The organism is Actinomyces israelii DSM 43320 (assembly GCF_000711965.1).
Lineage (GTDB): Bacteria > Actinomycetota > Actinomycetes > Actinomycetales > Actinomycetaceae > Actinomyces > Actinomyces israelii.
This window is the reverse complement of sequence record NZ_JONS01000045.1, coordinates 1-25,425: the sequence shown is the minus strand read 5'-3', so window position 1 is coordinate 25,425 and position 25,425 is coordinate 1. Positions and strand designations below refer to the sequence as shown.

Annotated in this window: 20 protein-coding genes; 14 read left to right on the top strand and 6 right to left on the bottom strand. The window is 73.7% G+C overall.

Annotated features, from left to right (window positions below):
- Positions 1 to 675: 675 nt before the first annotated feature.
- Positions 676 to 2,352: a DEAD/DEAH box helicase gene (locus tag O145_RS12700; protein ID WP_043563584.1), complete on the bottom strand. Its 1,677-nt coding sequence runs from the start codon at positions 2,350 to 2,352 to the stop codon at positions 676 to 678.
- A 365-nt stretch (positions 2,353 to 2,717) separates the two neighbouring features.
- Here O145_RS12700 and O145_RS12695 point away from each other — a divergent pair, with 365 nt between their 5' ends.
- Both O145_RS12695 and O145_RS12690 read left to right on the top strand, forming a co-directional pair.
- Positions 2,718 to 3,365, top strand: coding sequence for a ferritin-like fold-containing protein (locus O145_RS12695; RefSeq protein ID WP_043563582.1), 648 nt, complete (start codon positions 2,718 to 2,720; stop codon positions 3,363 to 3,365).
- 103 nt (positions 3,366 to 3,468) lie between these two features.
- Positions 3,469 to 5,751: an RNA ligase gene (locus O145_RS12690; protein WP_043563581.1), complete on the top strand. Its 2,283-nt coding sequence runs from the start codon at positions 3,469 to 3,471 to the stop codon at positions 5,749 to 5,751.
- Positions 5,752 to 5,770: 19 nt separating this feature from the next.
- On the opposite strand, the gene O145_RS12685 is transcribed toward O145_RS12690, so the two are convergent.
- The gene (locus O145_RS12685; protein ID WP_043563579.1) at positions 5,771 to 5,986 is read right to left on the bottom strand and encodes a DUF3107 domain-containing protein; all 216 of its coding nucleotides are present in this window, start codon (positions 5,984 to 5,986) and stop codon (positions 5,771 to 5,773) included.
- Between the two features lie 210 nt (positions 5,987 to 6,196).
- Between O145_RS12685 and O145_RS12680 the strand changes: the two genes are divergently transcribed.
- From O145_RS12680 to O145_RS12670, 3 genes are all read left to right on the top strand, one after another.
- On the top strand, positions 6,197 to 9,580 hold the full coding sequence (locus tag O145_RS12680; RefSeq protein ID WP_043563577.1) for a PD-(D/E)XK nuclease family protein: 3,384 nt from the start codon (positions 6,197 to 6,199) through the stop codon (positions 9,578 to 9,580).
- The gene (locus O145_RS12675) at positions 9,577 to 12,933 is read left to right on the top strand and encodes an ATP-dependent DNA helicase (RefSeq protein WP_043563575.1); all 3,357 of its coding nucleotides are present in this window, start codon (positions 9,577 to 9,579) and stop codon (positions 12,931 to 12,933) included. The genes O145_RS12680 and O145_RS12675 overlap by 4 nt, the downstream gene beginning before the upstream one ends.
- A gap of 63 nt (positions 12,934 to 12,996) precedes the next feature.
- Positions 12,997 to 13,983, top strand: a complete 987-nt coding sequence (locus O145_RS12670; RefSeq protein ID WP_084682606.1) for a MerR family transcriptional regulator — start codon at positions 12,997 to 12,999, stop codon at positions 13,981 to 13,983.
- 61 nt (positions 13,984 to 14,044) lie between these two features.
- Here O145_RS12670 and O145_RS12665 read toward each other — a convergent pair whose 3' ends face one another.
- The gene (locus O145_RS12665) at positions 14,045 to 15,295 is read right to left on the bottom strand and encodes a phosphotransferase (RefSeq protein ID WP_043563573.1); all 1,251 of its coding nucleotides are present in this window, start codon (positions 15,293 to 15,295) and stop codon (positions 14,045 to 14,047) included.
- A gap of 279 nt (positions 15,296 to 15,574) precedes the next feature.
- On the opposite strand from O145_RS12665, the gene O145_RS12660 reads away from it, so the two are divergent.
- The 7 genes from O145_RS12660 to O145_RS12630 all read left to right on the top strand — a co-directional run bounded on the left by O145_RS12660 (position 15,575) and on the right by O145_RS12630 (position 20,425).
- The gene (locus O145_RS12660) at positions 15,575 to 16,849 is read left to right on the top strand and encodes a CpaF family protein (protein WP_043563571.1); all 1,275 of its coding nucleotides are present in this window, start codon (positions 15,575 to 15,577) and stop codon (positions 16,847 to 16,849) included.
- Complete coding sequence (locus O145_RS12655) at positions 16,849 to 17,700, top strand: type II secretion system F family protein (RefSeq protein ID WP_043563569.1); 852 nt, start codon at positions 16,849 to 16,851, stop codon at positions 17,698 to 17,700. Before O145_RS12660 ends, O145_RS12655 begins: the two co-directional genes overlap by 1 nt.
- Entirely contained in the window at positions 17,697 to 18,626 is a 930-nt protein-coding gene (locus tag O145_RS12650; protein ID WP_043563567.1) for a type II secretion system F family protein, read from the top strand. Before O145_RS12655 ends, O145_RS12650 begins: the two co-directional genes overlap by 4 nt.
- Before the next feature lie 129 nt (positions 18,627 to 18,755).
- A complete protein-coding gene (locus O145_RS12645; RefSeq protein WP_229118557.1) occupies positions 18,756 to 18,941 on the top strand; it encodes a hypothetical protein in 186 nt (61 codons plus the stop codon).
- A 121-nt stretch (positions 18,942 to 19,062) separates the two neighbouring features.
- A complete protein-coding gene (locus O145_RS12640) occupies positions 19,063 to 19,422 on the top strand; it encodes a pilus assembly protein (protein ID WP_229118556.1) in 360 nt (119 codons plus the stop codon).
- Positions 19,419 to 19,907: a peptidase T4 gene (locus O145_RS12635; RefSeq protein WP_229118555.1), complete on the top strand. Its 489-nt coding sequence runs from the start codon at positions 19,419 to 19,421 to the stop codon at positions 19,905 to 19,907. The genes O145_RS12640 and O145_RS12635 overlap by 4 nt, the downstream gene beginning before the upstream one ends.
- Before the next feature lie 11 nt (positions 19,908 to 19,918).
- Positions 19,919 to 20,425, top strand: a complete 507-nt coding sequence (locus tag O145_RS12630) for a glycosyltransferase (protein WP_411265963.1) — start codon at positions 19,919 to 19,921, stop codon at positions 20,423 to 20,425.
- Between the two features lie 60 nt (positions 20,426 to 20,485).
- Here O145_RS12630 and O145_RS12625 read toward each other — a convergent pair whose 3' ends face one another.
- Positions 20,486 to 20,872, bottom strand: coding sequence for a CBU_0592 family membrane protein (locus O145_RS12625; RefSeq protein WP_411265962.1), 387 nt, complete (start codon positions 20,870 to 20,872; stop codon positions 20,486 to 20,488).
- Between the two features lie 51 nt (positions 20,873 to 20,923).
- Here O145_RS12625 and O145_RS12620 point away from each other — a divergent pair, with 51 nt between their 5' ends.
- On the top strand, positions 20,924 to 21,835 hold the full coding sequence (locus O145_RS12620; protein ID WP_043563586.1) for a LysR family transcriptional regulator: 912 nt from the start codon (positions 20,924 to 20,926) through the stop codon (positions 21,833 to 21,835).
- 123 nt (positions 21,836 to 21,958) lie between these two features.
- Entirely contained in the window at positions 21,959 to 23,083 is a 1,125-nt protein-coding gene (gene prfB, locus O145_RS12615; RefSeq protein WP_043563562.1) for a peptide chain release factor 2, read from the top strand.
- A gap of 1,026 nt (positions 23,084 to 24,109) precedes the next feature.
- Here the strand turns inward: prfB and O145_RS17570 are convergent.
- Both O145_RS17570 and O145_RS12610 read right to left on the bottom strand, forming a co-directional pair.
- On the bottom strand, positions 24,110 to 24,607 hold the full coding sequence (locus O145_RS17570; protein WP_084682604.1) for a MauE/DoxX family redox-associated membrane protein: 498 nt from the start codon (positions 24,605 to 24,607) through the stop codon (positions 24,110 to 24,112).
- 384 nt (positions 24,608 to 24,991) lie between these two features.
- Positions 24,992 to 25,324: a hypothetical protein gene (locus tag O145_RS12610; RefSeq protein WP_043563559.1), complete on the bottom strand. Its 333-nt coding sequence runs from the start codon at positions 25,322 to 25,324 to the stop codon at positions 24,992 to 24,994.
- Positions 25,325 to 25,425 lie beyond the last annotated feature (101 nt).

The following is a 25,425-nucleotide window of genomic DNA, read 5'->3' as shown; positions in this document are numbered from 1 at the left end:
CCTCCGGCGTCGAGATAGACATTGTCGTACGAGATAGACGGTGACACCGCCGACCTCGTACGAAAATGTCTATCTCGACAGGGGGCGTGCGGCCCGACGTGGACGTACGGACGTATCTTTGTCGTGTGGTCGTGCTTTTCTCCCGTCGTTCTGGGCGCTGCCCTCCAGGAGGATTGGGAGAAGGGCGGGTTCATGCTGGGAGGGTGCGTTGACGTTCCGGTGCGGGGCCGGCTCTCGCAGTGCCTGGTGGCCGTGCCTGCTGGTCCGGGGCCGGTCGTCCCGATGACTGGCTGACCGGCCGGCTCCAAGACGGTGCGGGACAAGTCGGGGCGGGGGAGGTGGTCGTCCCACGCGCTTTTAGGTCGGTCGCCGGTCTCGGGTGTGGTGGAGGTCGGCGTGGTTCCGCGGTTCTGCTGTGCGGGCCGGGCGGCGCGGAGGGCTGAGAGCGCGTGGGGTGATCACTTCGCGGGGCGCGGCAGCGCCCGGCGGGCCGCCGGGCCGGCCAACCAGACCGACCTCGGGCCGGAGCGGGCCGAACTCGGCCAGGGACCCAGGGACGGCGCCGGGACTGCGAGACGCCGGGCGGCAGGCCGGCGGACCGGGCATCGTCTTGCCGCTCCCCCTTGGGAATCACTCATCTCGGGCCTCCGGGACCCTCAGGATCTCCAGGGCCGGTCAGTCCTCGGCAGGGGGGATGGGCTTGCCGCCGCGGGTCCGCTTGCGGGTGCGGGTGCGCCTGTCCGGCGGCGCCTCGCCGTGGCGATCGCGGGACGCCTCGGAGGACCGGTCGCTGTGCCGGTGCCCGTTGCGCCCGCCCGAGCGGGAGCCCCGCCCTCCGTGCCCGCCGCGCGAGCCCCGGCCGCCCCGCGAGCCCCGGCCGCGCTCGTGCCTGCCGGTCTCGCCCAGGTCCTCGATCTTCTCGGCGTCCAGCCCCGCCAGGGTGCGCTTGCAGCGCGGCAGGGTGCCCGTCACGTCGCGGGCGATGCGCAGGTCGGTGTAGAGGTGGTCGCTGGTGTGGTAGGTCTCCACCGGCTCCTGGACGGGCAGGCCCAGGGCCCTGGCGATCATCCGCCACCGGGGGGCGTCGTCCCAGTCCACGAAGGTGACCGCGGTGCCCGAGTGCCCGGCCCGCCCGGTGCGGCCGATGCGGTGGACGTAGATCTTCTCGTCCTCGGGGCACTGGTAGTTGATGACGTGGGTGACGTCGTCCACGTCGATGCCGCGCGCCGCCACGTCGGTGGCCACCAGCACATCGACCTTGCCGTTGCGGAAGGCGCGCAGGGCCTGCTCGCGGGCGCCCTGGCCCAGGTCGCCGTGCAGGGCCGCCGTGGCGAAGCCGCGGGAGGCCAGGTCCTCGGCGACGCGCGCGCAGGTGCGCTTGGTGCGCGCGAAGATAATGGTGCGCCCGCGCCCGGTGGCCTGGAGGATCCGGGCGACGACCTCGACCTTGTTCAGGGCGTGGGTGCGGTAGACGACCTGCTGGACGGTCGCGACCGTCATACCCTCGTCGCCGGGGTCCTGGGCGCGGATGTGGGTCGGCTTGGTCATGTAGCGGCGCGCCAGGGCCACGACGGCGCCGGGCATGGTGGCGCTGAACAGCATGGTCTGGCGGTCGGTGCGCGTGCGGGCCAGGATCTTCTCCACGTCGGGCAGGAAGCCCAGGTCGAGCATCTCGTCGGCCTCGTCCAGGACGACCGTGGTCACGTGGGTCAGGTCCAGCACGCCGCGGTCCATGAGGTCGATGAGGCGGCCCGGCGTGCCCACGACGACCTCGGCGCCCCGCTGAAGAGCCTCGATCTGCGGCTCGTAGGCGCGTCCGCCGTAGACCTGCACGATGCGCACCGTGCGCCTGGCCGCCGCCATGGACAGCTCCTCGGCGACCTGCTTGGCCAGCTCCCGGGTGGGCAGGACGATGAGCGCCTGCGGGGATCCCGACGCCGGGTCCTCCTCCCAGCCCTCCTCACCCGGGCCCAGGGTGTCCATGAGCAGGGGAAGGGCGAAGCCGAGCGTCTTGCCGGTGCCGGTCTTGGCCTGGCCGATAATGTCCTGGCCTTCCAGCGCCACGGGCAGCGCCAGCGCCTGGATGGGGAAGGGGCGGGTGATGCCGTGCTCGGCCAGGGCCTGGCAGAGCTCGGGCTCCACCCCGAGGTCGGCGAAGGTCCTCCTCGTCAGATCGGCGTCATCGCCCTCGTCCGTGATGTCGGGGGTGGCCTCGTCCAGGGCGGGGGCGTGGGCGCCGGCGGTGCGCAGGATGCCGGGGGCCTCGGGGGCCTCGGGGGCGCCGCCCTTCCGGGCCTGCCGCGCAGCGGGTTCCCCGGGCGCGCCCGGGGCGTCGGTGTTGTCGTCGGTCACGACGTTCCTTCCGGTCGGACCGCGTGCCGCCCGCGCGCACCGGTGCGGCTGAGCCCGCCGGGCGCACGCGCGGCTGGGCGCCGGGCGCCCTCGGGCCGGCCCGGTGCGCCGGCGCTTCGCGGTCGCAGTGTGGCAGCCGATCGTGAATCATGTCCCGTTCGGGGCCGGACGGCCTGCGGGACCAGGGCTGCGGGACGACCGGGCAACCGTGGACCCTGTCAGGCTAGCCGCTCGGGGCGCCGGGCGCCGCCGCGATCGGGATCCGACCGACGGCGTGGTGGGCGAACTCACGTGCTCCGGCCCGCCGCGGGGTCATCGCACCCACAGCCCGCGCAGTTCCGCGCCCACGGCTTAGGCTTGCCCCCATGAGCACCCCGAGTCCCCCCTCCCTGTCCTCGCCCGCCCACGTGCAGTCCGTCCTGGGCATGGTCGCCTTCGTGTGCGCCAGCGCCTGCACGCGCTACGCCAAGGACGCCGACAAGGCCCCCTCGATGGGGCCGCGGGCGGAGCTGCTGCACATGAGCGCCGAGCGTGTGGCCGCCTTCGACACCGTGAGCGAGCTCGGCCGCCGGGCCGGGGCGGACGTCAGTGCCGGCACCGAGCGCTTCATCGGGTCCCTGGGGGACCTCGACGAGCGCCTGCGGCCGTCGGACTGGGCCGAGCGTCTGATCAAGACCTACCTCGCCTTCGGCCTGCTCCTGGACTTCTGCGGGGCGCTGGTCGACGGCCTGGATGAGCCGCTGCGCGGATCGGTGCGCGCCGTGCTCCGGGCCGACCGCTTCGGCGCCACGGCAGCCGCCGAGCTTCTCGACGACGTCGCCGACGACCCCCAGCTCGCCGCCCGGCTGGGCCTGTGGGGGCGGCGGGTCGTGGGGGAGGAGATCGGCACCCTTCAGCGGATGCTGTCGGTCCACCCCGAGCTCCTGGGCGGCGGGGCCGACGCGGCCGGCCTGCACGAGGTCCTCTCCCGGGGGGCGACCAGCCGCATGCGCGGCCTGGGCCTGCGCGCCTGAGGCGGCCGGCGCTCCCTCACGCGCTCCCGCTGCGGCTGGGGTAGCGTTGCTCCCCGCCGCCGTACGGCGTGCTGCTCACTGACAGGCGAGAGGAGGTGCGCGCATGCGTACCATGTTCATCCTGCGCGGGGCACCCGGCGCGGGCAAGTCGACCCTGATCCGTCGCCACCGGCTCAGCGACCTCGCTATCGGCCTGGACGACTTCCGACGCCTGTACTCCACGCCCTTCACGGACCTGGACGGCGAGCCCACCCTGTCCATGGCCTTCGGCGCGGAGAGGCAGGTCGTGTCGGCCTTCAAGGCCGCCGTCGCCTCCCGGGTCCGGCTGGGCGGCACCATCGTGCTGGACTGCACCAACCCGGCGCGCAAGAGCTACCGCGAGTTCGCCTCCCTGGCACGGCGCTGCGGCTACAGGGTCTACGTCGTCGACGTCCAGGGGGACCTGACCGACGCCGAGCTGATCGAGCGCAACGAGACCCGCCGCGGCACGCTCGGATACGTCGAGCCCCAGGTCGTGGCGGACATCGCGGCCCGGGTGCGGGCGGGGGCCGCCTCCGTCGTCGAGCCCGTGGTGGGCCTGGAGGACGTGCGCCGCCTCAACACCATCGCCGAGACCGACGCCGCCGAGCACTACGAGCGGCTCGTCATCATCGGCGACGTGCAGAGCTGTGCCGGGGCGCTGGCCAAGGCCAAGAAGCACTTCGGCGGCTGGGACCCCGCCACCCTGTTCGTCCTCGTCGGCGACCTGTTCGACCGCGGCCCCGATGCCGCGGGCGTCATGGACCTCATCGTGGAGGACGGCCGGGTGCCGGACAACATCATCCTCGTCGAGGGCAACCACGACGAGCACCTGCGCATGATCTGCTCCGACGTGCGCGGCGGCAGCTGGCCGGACACGCGCGAGTCCCGCCGCCAGATCCTGGCCTCGGGGCGGCGCGACGGCGACATCGAGGCGCTCCTGGCCCGCATGGTCCCCCTGGCCGGCCTGCGCTTCGCCGGCGAGCACGTCCTGGTCACCCACGCGGGCCTGGACCCGGCCACCATCGACCGGATCACCGCCGAGGGCGAGGACGGCCTGCTGACCTGGGACCTCACCGAGGTCCCCATGCTCCAGCTCCTGCTCGGGTCCTCGGCGCGGTCGACCACCTTCCAGGGGCGCTCCGGCTACGAGCGCGCCGTCGAGGCCCGCCTGTCCCACCCGCGGATACTCCAGGTCCACGGGCACCGCAACGGCGCCCGCCGCGAGGAGCCGGGGCCCGCACTGGCCGCGCCCAACGTCTACACCCTGGAGCACCGGGTCGAGCACGGCGGACACCTGGCCGTCCTGCAGATCGACGCCGACGGCACACGCACCCTCCACGCCTTCACGCAGGACGCCCCGGTCCTCACCGGCGCGGCCGCCGACCCGACCAGCCTGGTGGCGCGCATGAGCGCCCACCCCGAGGTCCGCGTGCGCGAGGTGGAGGGGATGCCGGGCATCATCGCCTGCAACTTCTCCCGCAGGGCCTTCGTCAAGGGCCTGTGGGACCAGACCAGCTGCAAGGCCCGCGGCCTGTTCCTGCGCGCCTCCGACGCCGAGGTCGTCGCCCGCGGCTACGACAAGTTCTTCAACATCGGCCAGCCCCCGGGCCCGGCCGACCTCGGGGAGGTCGTGCGCGCCGGCGCCGGGCGGCCCCTGAGCGTGCGCCGCAAGTGGAACGGCTACCTCGCCATCGTCTCCGTCGTCGACGGGCGGCTGCGAGTCTTCTCCAAGTCCGGCGTCACGGCCCACTCCGAGCACGCCGAGTCCCTCCTGGCGGCCCACCTGGGGGACCGGGCCGACGAGCTGGCCGCCCTCATCGCTGCCGCGGGCGTCTCGCTGACCTTCGAGGTCATCAGCCGCCGCGACCCCCACATCGTCGACGAGGGCGACGACAAGGTCGTGCTGCTCGACGCCATCCGCAACCGGGAGGACATGGAGCTGGTCGACGAGGTGCGGCGCAGCGTGGCCGAGGACTTCGGCCTCGTCTCCCCGGCCGTCGAGGTCCTGTCCGAGGCCGTCGGCGAGGCCGACGACGACGCGCCGGCGGCCCTGGCCGCCCGGGCCCGCGCGGCCGAGGAGCGCGGGGAGGAGGGCTTCGTCATCACCTACGCGGGCGGCACCATGACCAAGTACAAGACCCGGGCCTACGGCGAGGTCAAGGCCTTCCGCTCCCAGCTCGCCCGCCACCTGGCGGGCAGGCCGGTGCGCGCGGCGGGGCCGGGTGCCGCGCTCGTGCGCGCCTGTCTCGACCGTGAGGCCGCTGAGGGCCCCCACTTCGTCAAGGGCTTCATGGTCGACGGCCTCGTCGAACCGGTGGTCGACATCCCGGCGCTGGTCGCCGCCCTGCGGGGAGGGGCGCGGTAGCGGCGGTCGCGGACGGCGCTCACACGCCGAAGCCGACGCGGCGCGGGGAGGCCTCCCCGACCTCGACGTAGGCGAGCGAGCCGGCGGGGACGAAGATCTTGCGGCCCTTGTCGTCACTCAGGGTGATGTCCTCGCCGGCGGCGCCCGAGACCGCGGCGAGCACGTCCTCCTGCGAGGCGGTGGTGTCGAGGGTGAGCTCGCGGGCGGCGTGCTTGATGCCGATGGTGACCTGCATGGTGGCTCCTTCGTTCCTGCCGGCTGTGGCTGATCTGGCTGATCCGTGGCCGATCGGTCCCGGCCGCGATCCCAGGGCGATCCTAGATGATTCGGCCCGGGGCGGCGGGGGCGGTCCTGCCGCGGGGTTTCGCGCCGCGCGGACGGGGCCGGGGCGCAATCCGGTCACCGGTGCCGTCGCGTGTCGCACCCGCGTGGTGTCATTGGGCCCATGCACGACGACGGCGCCCCGGCCAGGGTCCGGCTCCTCCCCGCCCCCGCGCCCGCACCCCTGCCCGCCCCGGACGCCTCCGGGCGCGCGGTGCTGGAGCGGGCCGCGGCGGGCGCGGACCTCGTGGTCCTCGGCGCCCCCGGCACCGGCAAGACCGGCCTGGCGCTGCACCTGCTCTCCGACGCCCTCGCCCGGGGGCGCGACGCCCTCCTGCTCGCCCCGACCCGCGCCCGCGCCGACGCCCTGCGCCGGCGCGCCGCCCACCTGGCGCGCGAGCACAGCGCCGGCGGCGCGGTCAGGGTGCGCACGCCGGCCGGGTACGCCTTCACGGTGCTCGCCACCTTCCTCACGCGCCGCCGCGACCCGCTGCCGGCCCCGGTCCTGCTCGCCGGGGCCGAGGAGGACGCGGCGCTCGCGGCCCTCATCGACCCTGGGCAGTGGCCCGGCCTGCCGCCCGAGGCCGTCGCCTCCCGGGCCTTCCGCACCGAGCTGCGCAGCCTCCTGGCGCGCGCCGGGGAGCTGAAGGTCGACGCCGACCGCCTCGCCGCCCTGGGCCGCGAGCTGCGGGTCCCGGTGTGGGGCCCGGCCTCCGCCCTCCTGCGCAGCTGGGACGCCCAGGGCCGTCCCACCGCCGAGCGGCGCGCCGAGACCCGCAAGCTGGACACCGCCCGCATCCAGGACCGCGCCGCGGAGGCCCTGGGGGCGTGGGACGCCCAGGACGTCCTCGAGGCGCCCCCGGTGCCCGACCTGGTCGTGGTGGACGACTACCAGGACTGCACCGCCGCCACGGCCCGCCTCCTGGCCGCCCTGGCCCGCCCCGACGCCGCCGGGCGCCGCGCCCGCGTCGTCGTGCTGGGGGACCCCGACGTCGCCGTCGAGACCTTCCGCGGCGGCTGCCCGAGCCTGCTCGTGGAGGCCGAGGACCGCTCGACCCTGGCCGCCGAGCGCCTCACCCTGGACACCGTCCACCGGGGCGGGCCCGCCCTGCTCGCCGTGTGGCGCGACCAGGCCGGGCGGGTCCCGGTGACCGGCACCGCCTCCCACCGCGGCGCGCTCCTGGCTACGCCGCAGGACGCCGGGCGGGCCGAGGAGCAGGGGCCGGCGGGCGACGGCCCGCAGCCCGCCGGTGTGGAGGCCGTCGTGGCCTCCTCTGCCTCCCAGGAGGCCGCCCACGTCGCCCGGATGCTGCGCGGCGAGCACGTCCGCCGCGCCACCGCCTGGGACGCGATGGCCGTCGTCGTCCGCTCGGCCGGCCGCGCCCGGGCCGTGGCCCGCGAGCTGCGCCGCCGCGGCGTGCCCCTGGCGACCACGACGCCGGCGGTGCTGCTGCGCGCCGAGCCCGCCGCCGGGGCGATCCTGGCGACCGCGCGGGCCGCCCTCGAGCGGCGCCTCGGCGGTGCGCAGGCGCCCCCCGAGCGCTCCAGCGCCCTCGACCTGCTCACCAGCCCCCTGGTCGGCCTGAGCGTGCTGGACCTGCGGCGCCTGCGCCGCCGTCTGCGCCGGGACCGGCCCGCCGAGGCCCGCCCCGACGAGAACCTGCTGGGAGCGCTGGCCTCCCCCGAGGCTGCCGCGGCGCTGGCGGAGGAGCTCGCCGGCGAGCCCCTGGCGGACCAGGCCGCGCGCCTGGCGGCCGCGGCGCGCATCGCCTCGGCGGCGCGGGAGGCCTGCGCAGCCGGCGAGGACGAGCACCGCGTCGACGCCGAGACGCTCCTGTGGAGGATCTGGGACGCCTCGGGGTGCGCCGAGCAGTGGCGCTCGACCGCCCTGGGCCCGCCGGGCGGCGCGGACCCGCTCCTGGCAGAGGCCGCCGAGCGGGACCTGGACACGGTCACCGCCCTGTTCAAGCGCGCCGAGGTGTGGGCCGAGCGCCACCCGGGGGGCCGGGCCGGCGCCTTCCTGGCCGAGCTCGACGCCGAGGTCCTGCCCTCGGACTCCGTGGCCCCTCACGGGTCCCGCCCCGGCGGCGTCGCCGTGCTCACCCCCGCCTCCGCCGCCGGGGGGCAGTGGGAGGTCGTGGCCGTCATGGGACTGGGGCGCGACGCCTGGCCGGACCTGCGGCTGCGCGACACCATGACGCGCTCGGGCCTGCTCGTCGAGGCCGTCATGGGGCGCCTGGCGCGCGGCGCCGACGGGCGCCCGAGCGCGGGCGCCGACCCCGCCGCCGCCCGCGCCCAGGTGCGCGGGGACGAGCGGCGCATGCTCCTGGCTGCGCTGACCCGCGCCACCCGCCGGCTCCTGGTTACCGCCGTGGCGGACGAGGACAGCACGCCCTCCTCCTTCTTCACCGAGATCGCCCGCGCCGCGGGCGCGACCGTCACCGACGCCGACGGAGCCCCCCTCATCGCCCCCGACGTCGGCGACCTGACCCTGCGGGGCCTGGTCGGCGAGCTGCGGCGCGCGGCCCTGGCCGGGAACCTGCCCGCCGCCGACGACGTCGGGCGCGAGCGCGCCCGCCAGGCCGCCAGGCTCCTGGCCGAGCTGGCCCGCCGGGGCGTCCCCGGCGCGGACCCGCGCACCTGGCAGGGGCTGGCCGGCCCCACCTCCTGCACGCCCCTGGGCTGGCCGGGGCGGCGGGTGCGGGTGAGCCCCTCCGACGTCGAGGCCCTCACGCAGTGCCCGCTGCGCTGGTTCCTCACCCGCCACGGCGGCAGGAGGCCGCCGTCGGAGGCCCAGCGGCTCGGCGAGTTCGTCCACTCCCTGGCCCAGGAGGCGCAGGAGCGCGGCCTGAGGGGCCCGGACCTCATGGCGCGCTTCGAGGAGCGCCTGCCCGAGCTCGCCTACCCCGGCACCTGGTTCGGGTCGGTGCGCGCGGCGCGCACCCGCGCCATGATCGAGCGCCTGGACGCCTACCTGGGCCAGGCGCCCGCCGGCGCCCGGGCCGAGGCGGGCGTGCGCGCCGAGCTCGACATCCCCGACCCCGACAGCCGGGGCCCGGCCCTGCCCGTCCTCGTGGCCGGGCGCATCGACCGCCTGGAGCAACTCGACACGCCGGATGGCGGGACCGGCGGCGGGCGGGTGCGCGTCATCGACATCAAGACCGGCCGGCGCGCCTACTCCGCCCCGGCCCGCCACCCCCAGCTCGCCGCCTACCGCCTGGCCCTCCAGGCCCGCGGCTACGAGGTGGACGGCGCCGCGCTCGTCCTGCTCGGCAAGGAGCCCCCCAGGAAGAACCAGGGCGTCCCGGTCCTGGCGCCCCCAGGGGCGGCGCTGGACCCCAGCCCCGACCCGGATACCGGGGAGGACTGGGCCCGCGCCCTGCTGCGCGAGGCGGCGCTCGCGGCGTCGGGCGCCACCCTGACCGCTCGCAGCGGGGAGCAGTGCCAGACCTGCCCCGTCAGGGACTCCTGCCCGATCCAGCCCGAGGGGCGCAGGGCCGTCGCATGAGCCCGGCCCCGCCCCCCAGCCCCGAGCGCCTCGCCGAGATCCTCGGCGTGCCGCGTCCCACGCCCGAGCAGGCCCGCGTCATCGCCCACCCGCTCGCCCCGCTGCTCGTCGTCGCCGGGGCGGGCAGCGGCAAGACCGCCACCATGAGTCAGCGTGTCGTCCACCTCGTCGCCCGCGGCGAGGTCCGCCCCGACCAGGTGCTGGGCCTGACCTTCACCCGCAAGGCCACCGCCGAGCTGGACCAGCGGGTGGCGGTGCGGCTGGCGCAGCTGGCCGGCTCCGGCCTGGTCGAGCTCGACGAGGGGGCGGAGGACGCGGGGGCCACGATCGCCACCTACAACTCCTTCGCGGCCTCCCTGGTGCGCGACCACGGCCTGCGCATCGGCGTCGACCCGGACTCCACCCTCATCACCGAGGCGCGCGCCTGGCAGATCGCCACCCGGATCGTCGAGGAGCGCACCGAGCCCCTCCCGCTGGACCGTCCCGGCGCCGCCGCCTCGGCCCTCCTGGCGCTGGACGGGGCGCTGAGCGAGAACCTGCTGGCCGTGGACGAGGCCGCCGAGCAGCTCGGCGAGCTCGCCGCCCTCATGGAGGGCATCGGGGCCGTGCGCGGCTGCAAGAGCCTCGTGAGGGGCGTGCCGGAGGCCCTGACCACCCGCCTGGGCATGCTGGAGGCGGTGGCCGCCTACCGCGACCACAAGCGGCGGCACGCCCTGCTCGACTTCGGCGACCAGATCGCCCTGGGCTGCCGCATCGCCGAGGAGGTCCCCGAGGTCGTCCGGTCGCTGCGCGCCCAGTACCCGGCCGTCCTCCTGGACGAGTTCCAGGACACCTCCGTGGCCCAGATCCGCCTCCTGGCCGCGCTGTTCGCCGGCAGCGGCGTGACCGCCGTCGGGGACCCGAACCAGGCGATCTACGGCTGGCGGGGCGCCAGCGCCGGCGCGCTGGACACCTTCCACGAGCACTTCAACCCCGACGGGGCGGGAGGTGCGGATGGCGCAGGCAGGGGCCGGGCCCCCGTCCTGCCCCTGTCCACCGCCTGGCGCAACGACCGGGCGATCCTGCGCGCCGCCAACACGACGTCCTCCCCGCTGCGCCACCGCGCCCCGCAGCCGGGGGACGCCGAGGTCGCCCGCATCCCGGTCGAGGAGCTCCACGAGCGGCCCGAGTCCGCGGACCCGGCCGAGGGCGCCGTCGTCGGCGCCTTCGTGCAGGACCCGCTCGCCGAGGCACGCACCGTGGCCGCCTTCATGAGGGAGCGGTGGGCCCCGAGCGCCGAGATGGCGGTCCTGTGCCGCACCCGCGCCCAGCTGCTGCCCATTGCCGAGGCCCTGGAGGACCTCGGCGTGCCCTACGAGATCATCGGGGTCGGCGGCATGCTGAGCGTGCCGGAGGTCGCCGACGTGCGCGCCGCCCTGACCGTGGCCGCCGACCCCGAGCGCGGGGACCGGCTGATGCGGCTGCTCACCGGTGCGGGCATCGGCGCCGCCGACCTGCGCGCCCTGGCGGGGCTGGCCGGGGACCTGGCCGGGGGGTCGGCCCGCTCCCCGCGCCGGCGGGCCGACGAGGCGGCCCGGGGCGACGAGGACAGCGCGAGCGATCCGGACCGGGAGCAGGCGGACGCGCCGCTGCTGTCCGAGGCGATCGAGGCCCTGGCCCGGTGGGAGGAGTCCGGCCGGGCCCCCCTCACCGGGTCGGGGGACGGGCCCGACGACGGCGGGCGCGGCGCCGCCGGACTCAGCCAGGCCGGGCGGCGCGCGGCGGTCGGCCTGGCCCGCAGCCTTCGCCGCGTGCGCGCCGGGCTGGCCCTCGCCCTGCCCGACCTCGTCGTGCTGGCCGAGCAGGCGCTCGGGCTCGACGTCGAGCTGGCCGCCCGCGTGGGCAACCCCCTGGGGCGCCGCGCCATCGACCGGTTCCGCGAGGCGGCCGAGCAGTTCACCGCGGAGATGGACTCGCCCACCCTCGTCGGCTTCCTCGACTGGCTGGAGGCCGCCGAGGACCGCGAGAACGGCATGGAGGCCCCCCGCGTCGAGCCCGAGCCGGGCGCCGTCCAGCTGCTGACCATCCACGCCGCCAAGGGGCTGGAGTGGGACGCGGTCGCCGTGGCCGGCCTGGTCGAGCAGGTCTTCCCCTCCTACCGTCAGCAGCCGCGCGAGGACCGCGTCGTGGCGGACAAGGGGTGGATGACCCGCACCGAGGAGCTCCCGCACCCGATGCGGGCCGACGCCGCCACCCTCCCGCCCTTCACCCTGGGCATGTGGGACATGGCCGGGTGGGACGCCCAGGCGCTCAAGGAGGCCTGGGGCGAGTACACCCTCGCCCTGGGCCGCCACGCGCTGGCCGAGGAGCGGCGCCTGGCCTACGTCGCCTTCACCCGCGCCCGCCACGAGCTGCTGCTGACCGGCTCGCACCTGGCCAAGGCGGCCGCCAAGCCGCGGCCCATGGCCCGCTACCTCGACGAGCTCGTGCGACGGGGCCTGGTGGCCCCCTACGGGCCGGGGTGGCAGGCCTACGACGCGGATCAGCTCAACCCCCTGGCCGACCGCAGCGCGACCGGCACCTGGCCGCCCCCCGAGCCCGCCGGCGTCCGCGGCGCGCACCGTGAGGCCCGACGGCGCGCCGCCCGCGAGGTCGCCGCGGCGGCCGGGACCGGGGCGGCGCCGGACACGAGCAAGGACGCGACCGTCGCCCGGTGGACGGCCGAGGCCCGGCTCCTGCTGGCCGAGCGGGACCGCCGGCGCGACCGGGCGCCCTCGGTGCGGCTGCCCGACCACCTGGCGGCCACGAGGATCGACGCCCTGCGCGCCGACCGGGACCGCTTCGCCCTCGAGCTGCGCCGCCCCCTGCCGCCCAAGCCTGAGGCGGCGGGGCGGCTGGGCACCGTCTTCCACGACGCCGTCGCCCTGCGGCTGGGCGGGCAGCGCCAGCTGCTGACCCTGGAGCAGGCCGGGGTCCCCGACGCTCTGGCGCCGGGCGACCGCACGAAGCTCGAGCGCTGGCTCAAGACCGTCGAGGACCTGCCCCTGCTGGAGGGCCACGTCCTGGAGGACACCGAGGTCGAGCTCGAGCTGGCGCTGGAGCCCGTCACCCTGCGCTGCCGTCTCGACGCGGTCTTCCGCGGCCCGGCCGGCACCTGGCTCATCGTCGACTGGAAGACCGGGAGCCGGCGGGTGCCCGTGGACCAGCTCAGCGTCTACGTCCACGCCCTGTCCGCCTCCCGGGGCGTGGAGACGGGCGCGGTGCGCGCCGCCTACGTCTACGTCAATCGTGACGGCGGGCTCGTCGACGAGCTGGCCGCCGCGGACCTGCTGCCCCTGGCCGAGATCGAGGCCGCCCTGCAGGTGCGGGCGTGACTCCGATCGTGACCTTGGCACCGACTTTGACCTTGACATAGTGGCAACAGGGAGGGTGACGACATGCCCCGCACGAGTCCCGTCCGCCCCAGGTGGACCATCGGCCAGTTCTCCCGCATGACGCGTCTGAGCGCCCGGATGCTGAGGCACTATGACCGGCTCGGTCTTCTGCGCCCCGGTGGCGTTGACCCCTTCAACGGCTACCGGTACTACTCCCGCGCCGAGCTCGAACCGGCCGTCATGCTGCGTCGTCTCCGCGAGGCGGGCCTGGGTCTGGAGGAGATCTCCCGGGCGCTGCCCGCCCACCTGGGTGACGACGAGGAGACCTGGCGCCGGGTGCTCGTCGAGCACCTGGCCCGTCTGGAGGATGAGGCGACCGCGCTGGAGCTGCAGCGCGAGCGCACGCTCGCACTGCTCGACCACCGAGAGGACCCGACCATGAGTGCCATGAACCCTGCGAACCCTGCGAACCCTGCGAACCCTGCGAACCCTGCGAACCCTGAGCCCGTCCGCATCACGACCCTGACCATCCCCGCCCACACTGTGATCGCCCGACGGGAGATCATCCCCACCTACGACCACGAGGGCGCCCTGTTCGACGAGTTCGAGCCCCAGGTCAGCCAGGCGCTCGCCACCGGCGGCGCCCGGCTGACCGGGCAGCCCTGCGGGGCCACCTTCTTCGAGGAGGGGCACGTCGAGCACGACGTCGACATCGAGGTCTGGGAGGTCGTCGACGCGCCCGTGGAGGTCAGCGCCCCGCTGACCTGCCGCACTGTTGCGGACCAGAGCGTCATCGCCGCCGAGCACGTCGGCCCCTACAAGGGGCTGTCGCAGACCTACACGACGCTCCTGCGGGAGATCGGGGAGCGTGGAATGACGGTCTCGGGGCCCGCTTTTGAGCGCTACCTCGTCGGCCCCTTCCACGAATCGGATCCGGCCGCGTGGCGCACCCAGGTCTGCTTCCCCATCGATTCGACCGGGTCTGACGCCGGGCCGGCCCCGGAGCCGGCCACTGGGCCGGACGCTGCCTCCGGCCCGACACCGGTCTGACGTGGGCCTCGGGCCCCTCTGGGGCAATCAGTGATCTGGGTGACGGGGCCCGCGGCCGGGCTCAGGCCCCCTCGGGGGAGGAGCCCGAGCTGTGCGCCAGGCGCAGGGGCCTGACCGGCGCGGTGTCCGGCTCCTCGTAGTCGTCGTAGCCGCCGTTATCGTCATCGGGGTCGACCGGGACCATGGTGACCTCGTGGGTGACCTCGTCCGGCTCGGCGGCCCGCCGCTCGCCGGGCACCGGGGCCAGGCGGGGCTCGCGCGGCTCGACGAGCGGCTCGTCGCCGACCTGGTCGGCCAGGTCGGCGAGCATGTTCACCGCGTCCCGGACGATCCCGTCCCGGTCGGCGCGCACGCCGTGCAGGAGCCACCGGGCCAGGCTCAGCTCGCTGACCAGCTCGGCGCGGTCCCGCAGGTGCTTGTCGACCCCCTCGCTGCGCGCCAGGTCGTAGGCGCCCTCGATGGAGTCCAGGCAGTCCACCGGGACCGTGGCGTAGATCCAGGCCATGTCCTCCGCCGGGTCGCCGACGTGCGCCTGGCTGAGCCCGCGCATGGCGACGACCGCGCCGCCCGCCGTCAGGACGTTCTCCGCGTCGAGGTCCCCGTGGACCACCACCGGGCGGAACCTCCACAGCGTGGAGTCCTCCAGGGCCGACTCCCACCGGGACAGCAGCGCCGGGGGCACCTTCCCGGTCCCGGCGGCGTCGTCCATGAGGCTCAGCCAGCGGTCGCGGACCTCCTGGGAGTCGTAGACCGGCATGCCCGCCTCGGAGATCACGGAGGTGGGCAGCTCGTGCAGCTCGCCCAGGGCCCTGCCGAGGCCGGCCGACAGGCCGGGGCCGGGGTGCAGCGCGGAGATGTCCACGGGGCGGCCCTCCAGGTGGGTGCGGACCTGGATGTGCGCCTCCTCGCTGCGCAGGGTCCCGGCCACCCGCGGCACGTTGAAGGTCAGGCGGCCGTCATCGACGATCCTGCCGATGCGCCGCAGCACCTCGGCCTCGGCGTCCAGGTTCGCCCCCGTGTTGTCGTCGTGGGCCTCCAGGACCTCCCAGTGGCGGCCTTTGGTGTCGATCACGCCGACGACGTGCAGGGAGTCGGACTCCTCCTGGGGCAGGGCCAGTCGCGCCGGGTCCAGCCCGGGCACGGCGACGCCGGCCAGGGCGGCCAGCGCCAGGGGAGAGCGTCTGCGGCGGGACGCCAGGGAGGTGACCGAGGCGGACGGCGCCGGTGGCGCAGCGTCGGGAGCGGCGGTGAGGGCATCCTCCGCGCTCGACGGTGCGGCGTGGTCGGACGGTCCGGTGGGCGGCTGCGACATGGCTCAACCGTAGGCGAGTGGCGGGTTGTCGGGGTACTGCCGCGCCCTATTGGAACGGGTTGAGGTTCCCATGAGGGCGCGCGTGCGCGATACGGGCGCAGCCGGAGTTATCCACAGGTCTCCCAAAGGGTGGCGTTGAGGCGCGAAAGTGATCTAACCTCATAAGACGTGGTGCCGCTCACTGTCGCGCGGTGCCCTGTCCACCGGCCCACCCCGATTGCGCAGCAGTCGTCTCTTCGAACACCTTCCGCCCATTGCCGACCCACAGCGAGGCCCACCATGGATGCAGCGGTGCTGCTCCACGACGAGATCCGTGAGCTCGTCCGCCGTCGAGGCATTGACCCGCTCGCGGACGCCTCGGCGCTGGAGACCCTCGTCGCCGAGGCGTCCGCCGACTACATCACCCGCGCCGATGCCGGGCTCGTCCCGCCCCTGCGCGACCCCGAGGCGGTCCAGGCCCGGGTGGTCGACGCCCTGGCGGGGCTCGGCCCGCTTCAGCGCTATCTCGACGACGACACGATCGAGGAGGTCTGGTGCAACGCCCCCGGCCGGGTCTTCGTGGCGCGCTCCGGGCGGCCCGAGCTGACCACGACGATCCTGGAGGAGGAGGACCTGCGGGTGCTGGTCGAGCGCATGCTGCGGGTCTCGGGGCGCCGCCTGGACCTGTCCAGCCCCTTCGTGGACGCCCAGATGCCGCACGGCGAGCGCCTGCACGTGGTCATCCCGCCCATTACGGCCCGCCACTGGGCCGTCAACATCCGCAAGCACTCCTCGCGCGCCTCCCGCACAGCCGACCTGGTGCGCCTGGGCTCCCTGACGCCGCGCGCCGCGGCGTTCCTGGACGCCTCCGTGCAGGCCGGCCTCAATATCCTCGTCTCGGGCGCCACCCAGGCCGGCAAGACCACCATGGTCCGCGCCCTGGCCGGAGCCATCCCCGCCGGTCAGCGCGTCATCACCTGCGAGGAGGTCTTCGAGCTCGCCCTGCGCAACCGCGACTGCGTCGCCATGCAGACCCGGGCCGCCAACCTCGAGGGGATCGGCGAGATCAGCCTGCGCCGCCTGGTCAAGGAGGCGCTGCGCATGCGGCCGGACCGCCTCCTGATCGGCGAGGTCCGCGAGGCCGAGGCCCTCGACCTGCTCATCGCCATGAACTCCGGCCTGCCCGCCATGAGCACCCTGCACGCCAGCTCCGCGCGCGAGGCGGTGATCAAGATCTGCACGCTCCCGCTGCTGGCGGGGGAGAACGTGTCGGCGGCCTTCGTGGTGCCCACGGTCGCCAGCGCCGTGGACCTCGTCGTCCACCTCGACCTGGATGCCAAGGGGCGCCGATACGTGCGCGAGATCGCGGCCCTGTCGGGACGGGTCGAGAGCGGTGCCCACGGCGCCAACGGCACCATCGAGATGTCTGATGTCTTCCGCCGCGACGCCGGGGGCAGGCTCGTGCGCGGCCCCGGCGCCCCGCCCTCCCCGGACCGGTACGCCCGCGCCGGCCACGACCTGGCCGGGCTGCTCGCCCCGGAGACGGGCGGGCGCCGCATCAGGGAGCGGGCCTGATGGGCGCGATCGCAGGACTCATGGGCGGGATCGGCATGGTGCTCGTGTGGCTCGCCCTGACGACTGAGCCGCCTCGCTGGCGCTCCGAGCGCCAGCGGCGCCTCGCCGACATCCTGGTCCAGGCCGGCGTCGGGCGCACCAGCCCGGCCGTGTTCGTCGCCGGCAGCGTGGTGCTGGGGGCCGTCGCCGCACTGGGCTTCCTCGGCGCCTCGCGCGCCTGGCCCATCGCCGTGGCCTTCGGCGCCATAGCCGCCTGCGCGCCCTACACCGTCGTCTCCGGCCGGGCCCGCGCCCGGCGCACCCGCCTGCGGGAGGTGTGGCCCGAGGCGGTCGACACCCTGGTGTCCGGGGTGCGCGCGGGCATGAGCCTGCCCGAGGCCCTGGCCAGTCTCGGAGAGCGCGGTCCGGAGGCCGTGCGCGAGCAGTTCCGCGCCTTCGCGGTCGACTACGCGGCCACGGCGCGCTTCTCGGTGTGCCTGGACCGGCTCAAGGCGCGCTTCGCCGACCCCGTCGCCGACCGGATCGTGGAGGCCCTCCGCCTGGCTCACGAGGTCGGCGGCACCGAGCTGGGGACCCTGCTGCGCGCCCTGTCGTGCATGCTGCGCGAGGACCTGCGCACTCGCGGCGAGCTCGAGGCCCGACAGTCCTGGACCGTCAACGGGGCCAGGGTGGCCGTGGCGGCGCCCTGGCTCGTCCTGGCCCTCCTGGCGACCCGCCCGCAGGCGGCCGTGGCCTACGCGACCTCGTCGGGTGCGCTCGTGCTGGCCATCGGGGCCGTGGCCAGCATCCTGGCCTACCGGCTCATGCTGCGGCTGGGGCGCCTGCCCGAGGAGAAGCGGGTGCTGCGATGAGAGTCCACCTGGGGGCCTTCGCCGGACTCATGGCGGCGTGCGGCCTGCTTCTGGTCGTCTCGGCGCTGCGGCGCCGTCGGCCCACTCTGCTCGACCGGCTCGCCCCCTACGTCCACGCCGCCCCCACGACCTCGGGTCTGCTGGGCGCGCAGGCTCCGGACGCCGACGGGCGCACGATCTCCTCGGTGCTCCTGGCGGCCGTCGCCTCGGCGGGTTACGTGCTCGAGCGGCTGGGCTCGTCGGCGGAGTCCGTGAGGCGCCGGCTGTCCCGGGCGGGCAACGCCCTGACCTACGAGGAGCTCCGGCTCCAGCAGCTCCTGTGGGCCGTCTCCGCATTCGCCGCCACGATCGGGGCCGGCCTGCTCATCTCGACGGTGCGCCGCGTGAGCGTGCCGCTGCTGGTCCTCGCCGCACTCATCGCCCTGGTCGGCGGCGCGGCCTGCCGGGACTGGTGGCTCGGTCAGGAGGTCGAGCGCCGCCGCCGGCGCATCGAGGCCCAGCTGCCCGACATCGTGGAGCTGCTCGCCCTCGTCGTCAGCGCCGGGCAGGGGCCCGTGGCCGCCATTGAGCGCGTCGTCGAGATCGGCTCGGGCGAGCTGATCGACGAGCTCGCCCTGACGCTGGCCGACGTGCGCAGCGGCACGGTGCTGACCACCGCCCTGAACCGGCTGGAGAGCCGCGTGGCCTCCCTGCACGTGACGCGCCTGTCGGAGGCCATCTCCGTCGCCCTCGAACGGGGCACGCCGCTGGCCGACGTCATGCGCGCCCAGGCCGCCGACGTGCGCGAGGCCTCCCGGCGCGCCCTCATGGAGGAGGGTGGCAGGCGCGAGATCGCGCAGATGGTGCCGGTGGTCTTCCTCGTCCTGCCGATCACGGTCGTCTTCGCCCTGTTCCCCGGCCTGTTCGTCCTGCGCCTGGGGCTGTGAGGCCGCCGATCGCGCAGATCCCGACCCCGCCTCGCCGGCCCGGCCAGCCCGGCCCCTTGATCCGTTCCGACCCGTCACCAGTGAAAGGACAGACAGATGATCCGCCCCGTTCCCGCCGTCGCTCGCCGCATGCGCTCGAGCCCTCGCCCGGCCTCCCCGCGGGCCCGCCTGCACCAGGAGCGCGGAGACGTCCCCGGCTGGGTGCTGGTCACCCTCATGACCGCGGGCCTGGTCGTCACCCTGTGGGCCGTGGCCGGGCCGGCGCTGACCCAGGTGTTCAACGATGCGATCGCCAGGGTCACCGGCGCCATCTGAGCGCGGGAGTCCCGGCCCGCGCGCGGGGGAGGCCGGCTCTGCTTCGCAGAGGGGCCCCGTCCTGCCCGCCTCCGGCCCGCGCGCGGGGGAGGCCGGCTCGGCCGTCGTGGACTTCGCGCTGGTGAGCGCCCTCGTGATCGCCGTGTGCGCCGCGCTCCTCCAGCTCGCCCTGGGCCTGCACGTGCGCAACGTCCTGATCGACGCCGCCGGAGAGGGCGCCCGCCGGGCCGCCCTGGTCGGCGGCACCGAGGCCGAGGCCGCCGCGCGCGTGGACATGCTGGCCGACGCCGCCCTGGCGGACGGCTACGTCGAGAACGTGACCGTGTCGCGGACCGTGGTCGGCGGCACGCCGGTGGTGAGGGCCGAGGTGACGGCGCCCCTGCCGGTCCTCGGGCTTCTCGGGCCCGCCGGAAGGCTGCGTGTGACCGGCCACGCCGTCGACGAGGCCGCGCTCGTGGCCGGGTCCCGGGAGGGGCCGTGAGCGGCCGGCGGCGCGCGCCGCGGGGCGGCAGGCGCGAGGGGCTCCCCTGCGCCTCTGGCGCTACGGCGGCGGTGCGCGCGCTCGTGCGCCGCGAGGCCGGCAACGCGTCCGTTGAGTTCATCGGCTGGACCCTGCTCCTGGTCGTCCCGGTCCTCTACCTGCTGGTGACCCTGGCGCGGGTGCAGGCGGCCTCCTTCGCCGTCGCCTCGGCCGCCGACGCCGCCGGCCGCGTCCTGGAGGTGGAGAAGGGGGAGGGCGCTCTGGCACACGCGCGCGTCGCGGCCGGGCTGGCCCTGTCCGACCAGCACGTCGACTCCGACCCCGCGAGCGCCCTGAGCCTGAGGTGCGCGGACGCCGGGTGCGGCGCGGGCGTCGTGCGCGTCGAGGCCGGGGTCGACCTGCCGGTCCTGGCGGCGACCGGCGTGGGGCGCGACGTCGTCGTGCTCGACGCCGAGCGCGCCGTGAACCTGGCGGGGGCCGAGTGATGCTCCGAGCGATGGCCCGGGCGATGCGCCGCGCCGCGCTCCGGGCGGCGCGCGGGCTGCGGCGCCTCGGGGGTCGCCCGGGGCGTGGTGAGGACGGGCAGATCCTGCTGCTGGGCGTCGGGACGATAGCGGTGGTGGTCGCGCTCGTCCTGGTGGCGGCCAGCGCCACCGCCATCTACCTGGACCTGAAGACCCTGACCTCCCTGGCCGACTCGGCGGCCGCGGCCGCCGCCGACCACGTGGATGAGGACGGCTACTTCGAGGGACTCCAGGCCGGCGGGGCGCCGGGGCGGCTGACGGACGCGGGCGTGCGCGCCGCGGCGCTGGAGGACCTTGCGGCCCAGCCCGAGCGCCCGGAGTCGGCGCAGGTGGTCCAGGCCTCCAGCCCCGACGGCGCCACCGCCGTCGTCACGCTCGCCGCCAGGTCGCGCCCGCCCTTTCTGCCGTGGGGCGCGATCCCCTCCCGGGGATTCACCATTACCGCCACCGGCTCTGCGCGGCTGACGACGGCGCCGTGAAGCCCGCCGCGAGCCGCGTGCCCGCGGTCGGGCCCGCATGCCGGTGCGGGTGGCGCCTCATCAGCCCTTCACGGCGGCGACGCCGGAGGCCGCGGCCGCGATCCGGCGGCGCAGGCGCGACCCGAGCACCGCGCGCTGGTTGTGGGCGAGCTGGGCGATGTAGGCGCGCTTGACCGTCATGAGGATGTTGATCCCGACCAGCACGTAGAAGCTGTTCGCGATGACGCTGGGCCAGGCGCCGGTGTACCCGCAGTTGATGACCAGCAGCACGCTGCCGGTCAGGTTGAGTGCCTGGTAGCGCAGGGAGTCCCCCGCGATCCGGCCCTTGGAGATCAGGGCGTACGCCAAGAGGAGCTCGGCGGCGCCGATCCAGCCGCCGACGGTGATGAAGATGCTCGCCATGTCGTTCACGAGGAAGATGGTGAGCCCCCGGTTGCTGAAGATCAATCACATGAATCTGCATGGGTCGTGTAGGTGCTCTGAACTATGGTCGGGGTCATGAACATCTCCGCCCACCGCATCGCCGTCCTCCTCGCCGTGCACCGCGCAGGAGGCGTTGTAGCGGCTGCGGATCTGCTCCACCTCAGCCCGTCGGCCATCAGCCAGCAGATCCGCCTGCTTGAGAAGGAGGCGGGTGTGCGTGTGCTCGATCGCACGCCCGCGGGGGCGGTCCTGACCGACTCCGGCCGGGTCCTGGCGGAGGCCGCCGAGCGCATCGAGTCCGAACTGACCACCGCCCGGCGCGAGCTCGCGCTCATCGACGGCGACACGCCCACCGGCACCGTGCGCATCGGCACCTTCGCCACGGCGATCCGCGCGCTCATCCTGCCGCTGCTGCTCACGCTGGAGGACTCGCTGCCCGGCATCGAGCTGGTGATCGAGGAGATCGAGGAGCGCGCGGCCCTGGCGCGGCTGCGGCAGGGCACGCTCGACCTCGCCCTGCTCGAGCGCGACTCCCACACCCTGCCCGCGCCGCCGCGCGCCATGAACGACGTCCCCCTGCTGGACGAGTCGTGGCTGGTGGTCGTCCCGCCCGGGCAGGCGACCCCGAGCACGCTGGCCGACCTGGTGCGCGCCACCTGGATCGACCTGGACCCCTCGACCGCCGGCGCCTTCGCGCTGGCCCGCCTCTCACGCCAGCTCGGCACACCCCTGACCACCCGACACGTGGTCTACGACTACGACGTCGTCCTGGCCATGGTCAGCCAGGGCCTGGGGTACGCCCTCCTGCCCGAGCTCGCAGTGCACTCCGGCCTCGTCCCCGACGGCGTCGTCGTCTCCAGCCTGCCCGGCCTGGGCACCCGCCAGCTCGTCGTGCGCCATCGCGTGACCCGCACCGAACCGACCAGCGCCGCGCGTGCGGTCCTGGAGGCGCTGCTGTCACACGCCCAGGCCCTCGAGCTGGGCTGATGGGCGGCCGGCGGGTCCATCCGCTCGGCGTGCAGACCCGCCCGGCCACCCGCTGCCGGTGCGGTCGGGCCCGACCCGCCGCCTCCGCCGGGAGCCCCGGCACCTCTGCCGTAGACTCGCCTCGTGGCCACCGACTTCCCAGCAGAGATCGAACGATTCCGACACACCTACGCCTCCATCGCGGCGGTGACGGATCCCGAGGCGCTGCGCGCGCGCATCGCCTCCCTGTCCGAGAAGGCCGCCGCCCCGGACCTGTGGGACGACCCGGAGGCCGCCCAGGCGGTCACCTCGGCCCTGTCCCACGCCCAGGCCGACCTGGGGCGCGTGGAGGAGCTCGGCTCGCGCATCGACGACCTCGAGGCCATGGTCGAGATGGCCGGCGAGGAGAGCGGCGAGGACGCCGACGCGCTGCTCGCCGAGGCCGAGTCCGACCTCGCGGCCGTCTCCAAGGACCTGTCCGACCTGGAGATCCGCACCCTGCTGAGCGGGGAGTACGACCCGCGCGACGCCGTCGTGACCATCCGCTCCGGGGCCGGTGGAGTGGACGCCGCCGACTTCGCCGAGATGCTCCTGCGCATGTACACCCGCTGGGCCGAGCGTCACGACTACGCCGTCAAGGTCCTCAACACCTCCTACGCCGAGGAGGCGGGGCTGAAGTCCGTGACCTTCGAGGTTCACGCCCCCTACGCCTACGGGACGCTCTCGGTGGAGGGGGGCACGCACCGGCTGGTGCGCATCAGCCCCTTCGACAACCAGGGCCGCCGGCAGACCTCCTTCGCCGCCGTCGAGGTCATCCCGCTCATCGAGTCCACCGACCACATTGACATCCCCGAGACCGACATCCGCATCGACGTCTTCCGCTCCTCGGGGCCCGGCGGGCAGAGCGTCAACACGACCGACTCCGCCGTGCGCATCACCCACATTCCCACTGGCCTGGTGGTCTCCATGCAGGACGAGAAGTCCCAGATCCAGAACCGCGCCGCCGCCATGCGCGTGCTCCAGTCGCGCCTGCTGCTGCTCAAGCAGCAGGAGGAGGACGCGAAGAAGAAGGAGCTGGCCGGGGACGTCAAGGCCTCCTGGGGGGACCAGATGCGCTCCTACGTCCTCAACCCCTACCAGATGGTCAAGGACCTGCGCACCGGCTACGAGGTGGGCAACCCCGACTCGGTCTTCGACGGCGATATCGACGGCTTCATCGACGCCGGCATCCGCTGGCGCAGGCAGCAGGAGAGCGCGGCTGAGGGCTGATCCGGGTAGAGACCATGACGCCTATCAGGCGATGAGGCGGCGCTGAGGGCGCCTGTGGTTCACGATGCGCTGCCTTGGTGCCGGGCCAGTCAGAGCGGGCCGGGGCTGGGGCCTCAACAGCGACTGCGGTCTGCAACGTGAACGTATCTTTCTCCTGTCCTACTGAGGTCCGTCCTCAGTAGGACAGGAGAAAGATACGTCGGTGTTGCGAAGGTACGTTCACGTTCTGGCAGGCTCCGCGCGATCACCCGTGCGCCCGGCCCCGCCGCCACCGGCCCTCAGCATTCGGATACAGCCCGAACTCCTGCTGATATGCTTCACCACCAATCCTCACACGGGGCGTAGTACTCGGTACAATGTGCGACTGCACAGTAGTTGCACCACAGCATGACGCATGCGATTCCTAGGGGAACGCCACCGAAAACACAGGGGGTGCAACATTCGAACAGTGCCTGATAATCGTAAGTGCAGCATGTAGCCGGGGGCATTCCAAAAGCGCTGCAGCAGTTGACTCCGTCGCCTGCGGCCAGTGAGTCATCGAGCCCTCCGGGGGCGGCTTCCCGCTCATTGAGGCGACGAACGATGTTCTCGCCGTCGGTGTAGAATGCCAATAGGGCGGTCCTGGGAGCGGATGACTCGCTGGTCTCCTTGACCAGGATGAAAAATAGTTCTTCGCTCATCATCAGAGCGGCTTTGAGGACAGTAGTCCCTCGCGATGAGACCGATGCGGTGACTCCAGTCGCAGCGACATCTACTGTCTCGCTCGGGTGCCCTGCCTCGATGACTCGATTATGCGGGTCGGGAAGAATGGAGTCCCGTTCCTCCTGGGTGGCGTCACGCGTTCCAGAAAGACTCTCCTCGAACCACTGGCGATCCCCCTGTTGAGCCGCCGCTGCAGTAGAAGTGGTCGGCCCTCCTGCAAGTGCGTAAGCTGATGCTGCGAGCGATCCGATAATTCCTCTCAGAATTGTTCGTCTGGTCGACATTCTCTCCTCCTCTGTTGTACGAGGGTGAAGGCGGTCTCGATTATTTTGTCTCAATGAGTTTTCTGTACCGCAAGAATGATGCTGTGACGATGAGGGCGACGACAAGGCATGATAGTGCGAGGTTCTTGTTGTCTTCCGGTGGATGAGATAATATGAGGGTAGGCAACAGCGCGAGGGCGAGAATCGTGTTGCGCACGACAAGGCCAGCGCTGACCTTCGTTGGAGACGCGCCACAGCCGCAGTCCTCGGGAGGGTTTTTTCTGGCCAAGACGATGATCATAGCCGCTGAAAATACGCACAACAGCAGAAAAAGGACTGCAGCCGCGGGTAGAGGCGACACATTTGAGGCTAGTGCGAGGCCGCCGAAGAACTCCAGTGGTGGAATGATGGATGCAAGAACTCGAGCCGCCTGCACGCCCGTCAGGCCGTAGGCCATAATCGCTGCCCAGAACGGGTTCGGAGCCCCCATCTTGGCAGCGCCCGACCGTACGAAGTAGCATCCAATGAGAAACCTGAGCAATTCGCAAAGAACTGTCACGCTAAGGCACCCTCCAAATCCTAAAACAAAAGTTCATTCGCTACGCTCCGTCAACTCAACATCTGTATCAAGTTCTTGTTTTATAGTAACATACGTTCTTTTTGAGAACAAGACCTCGACGATGGAATTGTCTGGGAAGTTCATTGATAGAGGCTTGGCGTTTCATGTGTGAGAGCGCTTGTCTGACTGGTTGGGCGAGTTGCCAGGCGTGGCCAGTGGTCAGAGTTGTGTGCACGCTGATAAAGGTGTCGTGCATTAGCGCACTGTATGAATGCTGGGAGCGTATGCGGATGAGGGTCTGTGCCCCGGTGCGGGTGCAGTGCCGGCGTGCGCCCCCTCAATTGCCGGAGTCGCGCCCCCAGGCCCGTCCGAGTATGGCTGGAATTAAACAAGGTCGGTGCGTGGTGGCGTGACTGGGAGGTGCTCGAAGTCGTAGTCGAAGGTGCGGTTGGTGATGTAGGCGGTGAAGGCCGCGAAGGTGTTCTCCGGGGCGAGCGCGGGGGGTTGGCGATGTTGGCTTTGGCGGCATCCCGTATGTGTTCTGTGAGACCCAGGGTCGGGGCGTAGGGGGGGCATGTAGATGGGTGTGATGCGCTCCAAAGCCTGACCGGGGGCATAAAGATCGTTCAAGGCCTTGGCGTGGTGGAACCTGGCGTTGTCCAGGACCGCCGCGATCTTCTTTCCCTCATCGGTCTCGCGCGCCAGGCGACCCATCATGAGGGCGGGTCCGCTCGGCGTTCTGGTTTCCCTCGATGGGGTGGATCCTCATTTTCTTGGTCGTCAGGCTCAGCGCCCCGAAGAACGACCGACTCACTTTC

What these genes read in the sequence shown, in the direction of transcription:
- O145_RS12695 (WP_043563582.1), top strand. Translation starts at nt 2,718, where the DNA reads ATGAGCACCCCGAGTCCCCCCTCCCTGTCCTCGCCCGCCCACGTGCAG.
- O145_RS12690 (WP_043563581.1), top strand. Translation starts at nt 3,469, where the DNA reads ATGCGTACCATGTTCATCCTGCGCGGGGCACCCGGCGCGGGCAAGTCG.
- O145_RS12685 (WP_043563579.1), bottom strand. Translation starts at nt 5,986, where the DNA reads ATGCAGGTCACCATCGGCATCAAGCACGCCGCCCGCGAGCTCACCCTC.
- O145_RS12680 (WP_043563577.1), top strand. Translation starts at nt 6,197, where the DNA reads ATGCACGACGACGGCGCCCCGGCCAGGGTCCGGCTCCTCCCCGCCCCC.
- O145_RS12675 (WP_043563575.1), top strand. Translation starts at nt 9,577, where the DNA reads ATGAGCCCGGCCCCGCCCCCCAGCCCCGAGCGCCTCGCCGAGATCCTC.
- O145_RS12670 (WP_084682606.1), top strand. Translation starts at nt 12,997, where the DNA reads ATGCCCCGCACGAGTCCCGTCCGCCCCAGGTGGACCATCGGCCAGTTC.
- O145_RS12665 (WP_043563573.1), bottom strand. Translation starts at nt 15,295, where the DNA reads ATGTCGCAGCCGCCCACCGGACCGTCCGACCACGCCGCACCGTCGAGC.
- O145_RS12660 (WP_043563571.1), top strand. Translation starts at nt 15,575, where the DNA reads ATGGATGCAGCGGTGCTGCTCCACGACGAGATCCGTGAGCTCGTCCGC.
- O145_RS12655 (WP_043563569.1), top strand. Translation starts at nt 16,849, where the DNA reads ATGGGCGCGATCGCAGGACTCATGGGCGGGATCGGCATGGTGCTCGTG.
- O145_RS12650 (WP_043563567.1), top strand. Translation starts at nt 17,697, where the DNA reads ATGAGAGTCCACCTGGGGGCCTTCGCCGGACTCATGGCGGCGTGCGGC.
- O145_RS12645 (WP_229118557.1), top strand. Translation starts at nt 18,756, where the DNA reads ATGCGCTCGAGCCCTCGCCCGGCCTCCCCGCGGGCCCGCCTGCACCAG.
- O145_RS12630 (WP_411265963.1), top strand. Translation starts at nt 19,919, where the DNA reads ATGGCCCGGGCGATGCGCCGCGCCGCGCTCCGGGCGGCGCGCGGGCTG.
- O145_RS12620 (WP_043563586.1), top strand. Translation starts at nt 20,924, where the DNA reads ATGAACATCTCCGCCCACCGCATCGCCGTCCTCCTCGCCGTGCACCGC.
- O145_RS12610 (WP_043563559.1), bottom strand. Translation starts at nt 25,324, where the DNA reads ATGATGGGTCGCCTGGCGCGCGAGACCGATGAGGGAAAGAAGATCGCG.